General features: G+C 51.2%; 11 protein-coding genes. All 11 read left to right on the top strand.

Translation table 11 applies throughout. The features are described 5' to 3' along the window. The first annotated feature begins 20 nt into the window (after positions 1-20). On the top strand, positions 21-494 hold the full coding sequence (locus tag ADK28_RS07730) for an antirestriction protein (RefSeq protein ID WP_065426221.1): 474 nt from the start codon (positions 21-23) through the stop codon (positions 492-494). A 10-nt stretch (positions 495-504) separates the two neighbouring features. Beyond that, positions 505-738 carry a hypothetical protein gene (locus tag ADK28_RS07725; protein WP_048795343.1) on the top strand — a complete coding sequence of 78 codons (234 nt, stop codon included), beginning with the start codon at positions 505-507 and terminating at the stop codon, positions 736-738. Next, entirely contained in the window at positions 735-1,217 is a 483-nt protein-coding gene (gene radC, locus ADK28_RS07720) for a RadC family protein (protein WP_016154455.1), read from the top strand. Before ADK28_RS07725 ends, radC begins: the two co-directional genes overlap by 4 nt. Positions 1,218-1,230: 13 nt before the next feature. Further along, positions 1,231-1,452 (top strand): DUF987 domain-containing protein, encoded by a 222-nt coding sequence (locus ADK28_RS07715; protein WP_048795342.1) that lies wholly within the window; start codon positions 1,231-1,233, stop codon positions 1,450-1,452. A gap of 23 nt (positions 1,453-1,475) precedes the next feature. Continuing rightward, on the top strand, positions 1,476-1,835 hold the full coding sequence (locus ADK28_RS07710; RefSeq protein ID WP_048795341.1) for a type IV toxin-antitoxin system YeeU family antitoxin: 360 nt from the start codon (positions 1,476-1,478) through the stop codon (positions 1,833-1,835). Between the two features lie 49 nt (positions 1,836-1,884). After that, complete coding sequence (locus ADK28_RS07705; RefSeq protein WP_048795340.1) at positions 1,885-2,262, top strand: TA system toxin CbtA family protein; 378 nt, start codon at positions 1,885-1,887, stop codon at positions 2,260-2,262. Then, on the top strand, positions 2,259-2,750 hold the full coding sequence (locus ADK28_RS07700; RefSeq protein ID WP_048795339.1) for a DUF5983 family protein: 492 nt from the start codon (positions 2,259-2,261) through the stop codon (positions 2,748-2,750). The genes ADK28_RS07705 and ADK28_RS07700 overlap by 4 nt, the downstream gene beginning before the upstream one ends. A 29-nt stretch (positions 2,751-2,779) precedes the next feature. Next, positions 2,780-2,983 carry a DUF957 domain-containing protein gene (locus tag ADK28_RS07695; protein WP_048795338.1) on the top strand — a complete coding sequence of 68 codons (204 nt, stop codon included), beginning with the start codon at positions 2,780-2,782 and terminating at the stop codon, positions 2,981-2,983. Between the two features lie 79 nt (positions 2,984-3,062). Continuing rightward, entirely contained in the window at positions 3,063-3,908 is an 846-nt protein-coding gene (locus ADK28_RS07690; RefSeq protein WP_048795337.1) for a DUF4942 domain-containing protein, read from the top strand. Between the two features lie 103 nt (positions 3,909-4,011). Further along, positions 4,012-4,605, top strand: a complete 594-nt coding sequence (locus ADK28_RS29900) for a hypothetical protein (RefSeq protein WP_075202050.1) — start codon at positions 4,012-4,014, stop codon at positions 4,603-4,605. Positions 4,606-4,618: 13 nt separating this feature from the next. Further along, complete coding sequence (locus ADK28_RS07685) at positions 4,619-5,734, top strand: helix-turn-helix domain-containing protein (protein ID WP_048795336.1); 1,116 nt, start codon at positions 4,619-4,621, stop codon at positions 5,732-5,734. Positions 5,735-6,011: the final 277 nt, after the last annotated feature.

Genomic DNA, 6,011 nt, shown 5'->3' with positions numbered 1-6,011 from the left:
ATAAACAAGGAAAAACTAACATGACCGACATTATTAACCTTCACGATACCCTTCCGTTACCGCCACAACCTGCCGGTTCTGCGCCAGCGCTGACCGCCACCCTCGTACAGGACGAGCAGCGCATCGGCTTTTGGCCGCAGTACTTCGGCAGCATACCACAGTGGATAATCCTTGAGCCGACGGTCTTCGCGTGGATGGACTGTTTCTGCGCCGACTACAACGGCGGTATCTGGAATTTTTATACGCTCAGCAACGGTGGTGCGTTTATGGCCCCGGAAGCGGAGAACAATGAACCGTGGTCGCTGTTCAACACTATGAACGGCAACGGCGGTGAACTCAGTGCCGACGCTGCGGGGATTGCCGTCTGTCTGATGACGTACAGCCACCATGCCATGCGCACCGAATGTGATGCCATGACGGAACACTACTACCGCCTGCGGGATTACGCGCTCAGTCACCCGGAATGCAACGCCATCATGCACATCATCGACTGAGCATCCCGCCATGTCGTATGAACTGTCTCACCTGAATACCCTGTGGGATGCGCTGGGGAAAATAACGGTCAGGGATGAGGACGGAGACGTTGTGACCGACGAACTCTTCCTGCATTTTCCGACGGGTACCTCTCTCTTCCCTGTCTGGTCATGGTTTGAATCCCAGCACGACGAGTTCGTCGTTGCCGTGAAACTGTACAACACATCAATCCCGGACGGGTCAACAGAAAGGAAAAGCCAATGAATATCACCCCTTGTCCCCCCGACAGCGGGGGAATATCTCCCGCCGCACAGCGCACTATCCGACGTGCGCTGACCCTGCTGGAACGCCAGTTACGCGAGCCCGGCGCCTCCTTTACCTCCACCACCGCCGTTCGTGACTGGCTGCGTCTGCAACTCGCCTCACTGGAGCGTGAAGTATTCACTGTACTCTTCCTCGATAACCAGCATCGTCTGATAGCCCACGAAACGCTCTTCACCGGCACCATCAATCATACGCAGGTCCATCCCCGCGAGGTGGTTAAGGCCGGTCTGAAGCATAACTGTGCCGCTGTCATTGTGGCGCATTGCCACCCGTCAGGCCTTGCCGAACCCAGCAATGCAGATCGTCAGGTCACTACGCGTATTCAGCAGGCGCTGGAGCTGGTTGATATCCGACTGCTTGATCACCTGGTGGTGGGCGGCATGGAGATCGTCTCATTTGCTGAGAGAGGGTGGCTTTAAGGAGAGAATAACGATGAAAATCATCAGCAAACGCCAGGCGATGGCGATATACCGCCAGCATCCGCAGTCCCGGTTGTTTCGCTTCTGTGCCGGCAAATACACATGGTCCGGCAGCATCTGCCACTACGCAGGTCGGGAAGTGCAGGATATCAGCGGCGTGCTCGCCGTCTTCGCAGAACGCCGTCAGGACCGCAACGGCCCGTACGTCGTATTACGCAGCGTCACGTTGAATTAATTCACGTTTAAGGAAGGCTAAAATTGTCGAATAAAATTCCGCCTGTAAACCACGATATCGCCGCCCCCTGGTGGGGGCTTAAACGCGATATCACCCCCTGTTTTGGCGCACGTCTGGTGCAGGAGGGCAACCGGCTGCATTACCTGAACGACCGCGCCAGCATCACCGGCACCTTCAGCGACGCGGATTTACGCCATCTCGACCAGGCATTCCCGCTACTGCTGAAGCAACTGGAGCTGATGCTGCTTTCCGGTGAGCTGAATCCCCGTCATCAGCACTGCGTCACGCTGTATGCAAAAGGGCTGGTATGCGAGGCCGACAGCCTCGGCTCGCACGGGTACGTCTATCTCGCAATTTACCCGACACCTGCAACAACAGAATAAACCTCCCGGCAGTTTTCCTTCGTTTAACTCACCAGTAAAGGTTTCCATTATGCAAACACAACCTGTTCCTCCGAAACGGGAGGTTTCGCCACGCCCGTCACCCGTGGCGATCTGGCAGCGCCTCCTGAGTCACCTGCTGGACCGTCACTACGGTCTAACGCTCAACGATACGCCGTTTGGCAACGATAGCGTGATTCAGGAGCATATCGACGCCGGTATATCACTGTGCGACGCCGTGAATTTTATCGTGGAGAAATACGATCTGATACGTACCGATCGCCGCGGCTTCAGCGCAGAAACACAGTCACCGCTTATCGGCAGTATCGATATTCTGCGGGCCAGGAAGGCGACCGGGCTGAGGACCCGTAATAGCTACAGGGCCGTTACCGACATCACCACCGGCAAATACCGGGAGGTGCAGCCATGAGGCTGTCCCTGACGGTGGAAGCCGATACCATCAACGTACTGGCCCTCAACATGGGCCGGATCGCTGTAGATATCGACGGTATTGAACTAGCCGACCTGATCAATGTGGTCAGCGACAACGGGTATTCGCTTCGTGTTGCTGACGAACCTGGGAAGCTGATTGTTGAAGATCTCCTGCCGCCCGTCGCCCGCCTTACCGGTATCCAATGCAGCACCGCGCATATCACCGAAGCCGACAACACTCTGCTGTTTGCTCTTTCGCATCAGTATGAAGACTTTGGTGAATCAGAATGGATTCATTTTTCGGGCTCCGGCTATCTGCTTCGCCTGAGCGCGTGGTCGTTTCCGGTCTTACGCCTCAAACGCCTTGGTGTGTCGAAAGCCTGTCGTCGGTTAGTGGTGACGCTTATCCGTCGCTACGCCGTTGGCATTATTCACCTGGATGCCTGTAGTGAGGTGCTGCCCGGCTTTGCCACCTTCGACTGGTAACGCCACCTCAATCACTACAAGGTTTTCACATGCCGGAATTAACCACTGAAACTGCTCTAAACATTCTGATTGGCTGGCTGCAGGACAACATCGATTGTGGCAGCGAGATGATTTTTGACAACGACGAGGACAACACCGATTCAGCAGTGCTGTTGCCCTGGATTGAACGTGCGCGTCAGGACGTTCGCGATCTCCGTCATTTTCAGCTTCTGCAACAGGCCAGTACAGATTAACCACCGAACCGTACTCATTACGCACTCATAAGCGCCAGCCCTCACCGGCTGGCGTTTTGCTTTATATAAGGAAATAAAAATGTCAGAACTGACTCTCACCGAACCCGAAGTGTTCACTGGCCACACCGACGTAATTTGTTCCACCAGCATTGAGCGCATCATCACCGGACGTAATTCCGCGCTGGCGCAGATTGAAGCGCTGATCCAGCAGCTTGACGATATTTCGACAATGACCCGCAGCATCGGCGGAAAAACAGCCCTCGACTGGGCCATGAAGCAGGATTTCCGTTGTGGTTGCTGGCTGATGGAGAAAACAGAAACGGCGATGAAAGCCATTACCCGTAATCTCGATCGCGGTATATGGCGAGACTTGATGCAACGGTCCGGTATGCTCAGCCTGATGGATGCAGCTGCCCGTGAGCAGTGGTACAACAGCCTGGAAAAGGAGGACATTCCGGCTGTCAGTGAAGCGAACATTCTCAGTACGTTTGAGCAACTGCATCAGAGCAAAGGTGAGGTGTTCAAGCGCGGCGTTATAAACGTCTTCAAAAGCTTATCGTGGAATTTCAAGACGAACTCGCCCTGCAATTTTGGCAATAAAATCATCGTGACGGGGCTGGTCAAATACGACAGATGGGGATTTGGCCTGAACTGGGGCTGGCAACGTGACCGGTTAGCAGACCTTGAGCGTATGCTGATGATCCTCGATGGGAAGCCCATCCCCGACAATCGCGCCGACGTCACCCGCCGGTTGGGCGACCATATCCATGAGAACAGACACAGCAACCGTTACGAGGACGAGATGTTTACTATTAAGTACTTTCAGAAGGGAACAGTACACATCACGTTCAAACGACCAGAGCTGGTCGATAAGCTGAACGACATCATCGCCAGACACTATCCTGCCATGCTATATCGTCGATAAGGCTGCTGTGAAAATTAACAGGGGTTAGTTGACAAAATAAAAATAATGCACCATCATTCTAGTTGACAGAATTCTATTTTTGCACTGTAAGGAACGTAACCTGATGCAAAATTACCCACTACCCTGGACGTTTCACCCTCAGTTAACCGAAGAGCGTTTATCTATCATTGCAGAGATACTCCTGACCGTACAGGAAGATACGCATGATCTTTTATCTTCTAAAGATGATGACAATTACTCTCGCGCTACATGCACGTTTGCACGCCAGAAGAATCGTATAAAACGTCTATGTTTGTCGAAAAAACATAGCTGGCTTGGACTAATTAATCCTAACAATGATTATACAATCACTATTGGTGGGATCCCAATACGTTCCTTTACTGATGATCCAACGAATCCACAAAGGGCTAATTTTTTCCGCAGGAATAGCGTAGACCAGCTCTTTGCATCAGAGGATAGAATTCCAACGATTTGGCGTTTCGTTGTCGAGAAGCCTGAGTTTGAGGGCGAGGGTGGTCGAGTACACTTCGCGGGCTATAATGCACTGGAAGAGGTGCTTTCTTTATGGAGTTATGGCGACGAACGAGTAACAGTGCTGCATTCTACAGACGATACTCCGCCAGCACCTGTGAAGATTGAACTGGATGATATCAGCGCCTCTGTTCCTGAAAAGGAAAAGAAAAGTGATAACGGATAATAGTAGGTGAAAAGTGTTTAACGGTTCTAATTTGCGATTGGCTCGTCTGTATCACGAGCTATCACTGGAGCAAGTAGCTGAGCGGGTCGATAAGACCCGCCAGTACATACAGCGGCTGGAATCTGGCTCGGCTGTTCCTACTCCTGAGCTTGCACATAAATTAGCTGCCGCGTTGCTGGTTATGCCTGAATTTTTTGAGGCGCAAGAGCAGTCTCCAGTGAATGAAGAAATCGTTCACTTCCGCAAGCGTAGCTCTACTCGTATGGCAACCAAGTGGGCGACACTCGCTAAAGCTGAATTGTATCGTCGTCTGATTGAGGTTTTTGATGAGTATTTGAATTTACCACCAGTCAGATTTCCTGAGCTGCGGGTAAATACTCAAGAGGATATAGAAAAAGCTGCTGAGCAATGCCGCACAGATTGGGGATTAGGCCTTGGGCCGATCGATAACATGACCCGTCTTGCTGAAAAGCTGGGAGCCTTTGTGACTTCTTTCGATTCTATTTCTGATGATGTGGACGCACTTTCTGTTCCTTTAAGTCGCCCGTTTATCGTAAGGAATACAGCTAAGAAATCGCCGTGCCGTCAGCGTTTTGATATCGCTCACGAAGTTGCACACTTGATTTTGCATGAGGGCATCTCGACGGGAGACAGAGTAACAGAGTCACAAGCTAACCGCTTTGCATCTGCTTTGCTTCTCCCACGCTCAGCAATGGCAAAATATTTTCCTCGCCCAATCGGTGGCCGTATCGACTGGCAGGGACTGAGTCAGTTTAAATTGACGTGGAAAGTGAGCAAAGCAGCAACCATTTACAGAGCTCATCAATTATCACTATTAACTGATGCTCAATATAAAACTGCGTTCTTCGGTCTGAAACGCAAGGGGGAAGCAATTGATGAAAAAGAAGACTATCTCATTCCTAGTGAAAAACCTGAGCTTTTCCAACGGGCAATGAAGTTTCTTCTCACGGATCTGTCTGTCGATGTTGAATCACTGGCTAAACGATTGCACATCATGCCAGCTATGTTGGCAGAGTTGGCAAATGATGATTCGTTATCAACTTTTGCTACTGAGGTAGCGACAGAAAATGTCTTGTCTCTGTCGGCATACCGAATGAAAACCGCTTAATTTTAGCTCCCGCTTCGGCGGGATTTTTTATGATGGTGTAGGTCTTGGGGGACAACCCAAAAATTCGATATTACACCTCCACTCCTGATTCTCACACTGTAGTTCGCAAAACCTATCCAGCATGTTACCAGCTAAACACTGAGGAAGCTGATTATGGTATCATTTTCAAACGCCGATGGTGCTCACTGCGATTCCGTAAATAGTCAGAGCACCGTGCCACAAAAAACAGTTCAAATGGACGTCAAAATTCCCGTTCAACCGTCAAATTTTGACGCTC

It is taken from the genome of Serratia sp. 506_PEND (assembly GCF_001076875.1).
GTDB classification, from domain to species: domain Bacteria; phylum Pseudomonadota; class Gammaproteobacteria; order Enterobacterales; family Enterobacteriaceae; genus Serratia; species Serratia marcescens.
The sequence above is the reverse complement of the archived record's forward strand: the minus strand, read 5'-3'. Positions and strand labels throughout refer to the sequence as shown.

Coding starts and splice junctions, on each gene's coding strand:
- ADK28_RS07725 (WP_048795343.1), top strand. CDS start 505: ATGTCGTATGAACTGTCTCACCTGAATACCCTGTGGGATGCGCTGGGG.
- ADK28_RS07700 (WP_048795339.1), top strand. CDS start 2,259: ATGAGGCTGTCCCTGACGGTGGAAGCCGATACCATCAACGTACTGGCC.
- ADK28_RS07695 (WP_048795338.1), top strand. CDS start 2,780: ATGCCGGAATTAACCACTGAAACTGCTCTAAACATTCTGATTGGCTGG.
- ADK28_RS07730 (WP_065426221.1), top strand. CDS start 21: ATGACCGACATTATTAACCTTCACGATACCCTTCCGTTACCGCCACAA.
- ADK28_RS29900 (WP_075202050.1), top strand. CDS start 4,012: ATGCAAAATTACCCACTACCCTGGACGTTTCACCCTCAGTTAACCGAA.
- radC (WP_016154455.1), top strand. CDS start 735: ATGAATATCACCCCTTGTCCCCCCGACAGCGGGGGAATATCTCCCGCC.
- ADK28_RS07690 (WP_048795337.1), top strand. CDS start 3,063: ATGTCAGAACTGACTCTCACCGAACCCGAAGTGTTCACTGGCCACACC.
- ADK28_RS07715 (WP_048795342.1), top strand. CDS start 1,231: ATGAAAATCATCAGCAAACGCCAGGCGATGGCGATATACCGCCAGCAT.
- ADK28_RS07705 (WP_048795340.1), top strand. CDS start 1,885: ATGCAAACACAACCTGTTCCTCCGAAACGGGAGGTTTCGCCACGCCCG.